The sequence below is a fragment of the Methylobacterium sp. J-030 genome, assembly GCF_022829545.1.
In the GTDB taxonomy this organism is placed as follows: domain Bacteria; phylum Pseudomonadota; class Alphaproteobacteria; order Rhizobiales; family Beijerinckiaceae; genus Methylobacterium.
Window position 1 is genome coordinate 1 of sequence record NZ_JAKSYM010000079.1, and the last position, 1,244, is coordinate 1,244.

2 protein-coding genes and 1 pseudogene are annotated in these 1,244 nt (G+C 71.8%); all 3 read right to left on the reverse strand.

Going from position 1 to position 1,244, the window contains the following annotated elements:
- Window positions 1–129: 129 nt before the first annotated feature.
- On the reverse strand, window positions 130–543 hold the full coding sequence (locus MKK75_RS04060) for a DUF3768 domain-containing protein (protein WP_244041350.1): 414 nt from the start codon (window positions 541–543) through the stop codon (window positions 130–132).
- A 4-nt stretch (window positions 544–547) separates the two neighbouring features.
- A complete protein-coding gene (locus MKK75_RS04065; protein WP_244041351.1) occupies window positions 548–832 on the reverse strand; it encodes a hypothetical protein in 285 nt (94 codons plus the stop codon).
- A gap of 102 nt (window positions 833–934) precedes the next feature.
- A pseudogene (locus MKK75_RS04070) lies at window positions 935–1,244 on the reverse strand (hypothetical protein); the annotation flags it as partial.

Sequence of the window (1,244 nt, forward strand, 5' to 3'; positions counted from 1 at the left end):
CGTTCTTCCGTCGCGGGCTCGACACCGAGCATCCGCACCGCGGGGGTATCGTCGGCCTCGGCTTCGCCGCGCACGAGCCAGGGGCCAAGCGTCGGCACGCGAGCGGCCGATAGCCTGCGCCCGCTCACGTCAGTACTCCTCGGCCAGCATGAGGGTCAGGACACGCGTCGTCACCGCCGGGTTGGCTGGGTCGGGTGAGTGCCCGCGCAGATCGCGGTCGTAGGCATCGATCTTCCAGAAACAGCGCTGGGCGCCGACCGCGACCGCGCCGAAATCGTGCTCGCCGTGCGGATCGTTGTCGCCGTCGAAGTTGTCGAAGCGGCGCACGGCCAGCAGCAGGGCGATGCGTTCGGCCTTGGGCAGCACGCGTACGCCGGGCGTCTCGATCACATGGCCGCCGACGAAGCTGCGCCGGAGGGCGTCGTTCAGCGCCGCGATGCGAACTGCGCCGTCGCCTCCGGCCGGCGGCTCGCCATCACGCGAATGGGTCCGGCGATCCAGCTCGTTCGTGTTTTGTTCTGAGCGCGCGGTGCGATCGGCCATGGCCTCACTCCACCGACGTGACATGGGCGGCCAAGCGATCGGCCGCGGCGAAGGCGCGTCGGGATAGGTCGGCCAAACGGTGCGCCTCGGCCGCGAAGGCAGCACCCAGCGCCTGTCGTACCCCCGGACGCTGCGCCTCAGCCGCGCTCAGCACCGCCTCCAGCTCGCAGGCGCTGAGATCGAGCACGCTGGCGAGCGCGCGCCCAAGGTCGGGCACGGCCGCGCCGCTGATAGGCAGGCGCGAGAGTGCGCGGGGGGCCGCAGTGTGATCAATCATCCGATCTGACATGAAGTCTCTCCTGTGAGTGAGGGTCGAGCGGTACCGCGGCGCGACGGCCGCGGTGGGTCGCGAAACGCCGTGGCGACATGGCGCCGGGATCGCAGGCCTGGCTCAGCGCCCGCGCGTCGGGGTTGCGGGATGTAGCAGGCCAAGGGCGCGGCGGGGGCGGCTGAACTCGGGGTAATCGGGGTAGTCGGCCCAGGTCAGGACGAAGTGGTCGTCGGCCTTCGTGGCCACGACCGTGGCGGCATAGTAGGCGTCCTCGTCATCGCCCTGGGCTAGCACGAGGCTGCCGGGGCCGATGTCGGCCCAGTCGAACGGCGGCTTGGCGCCCCCGCCCGAACCCGCGCCGGCCCCTCCGGCCATACCGCCGCCACTCTGGCTGCCCACGGGGGACGGTGCCGCTGCCGCGGCCTTGCTG

What these genes read in the sequence shown, in the direction of transcription:
- MKK75_RS04065 (WP_244041351.1), bottom strand. Translation starts at nt 832, where the DNA reads ATGTCAGATCGGATGATTGATCACACTGCGGCCCCCCGCGCACTCTCG.
- MKK75_RS04060 (WP_244041350.1), bottom strand. Translation starts at nt 543, where the DNA reads ATGGCCGATCGCACCGCGCGCTCAGAACAAAACACGAACGAGCTGGAT.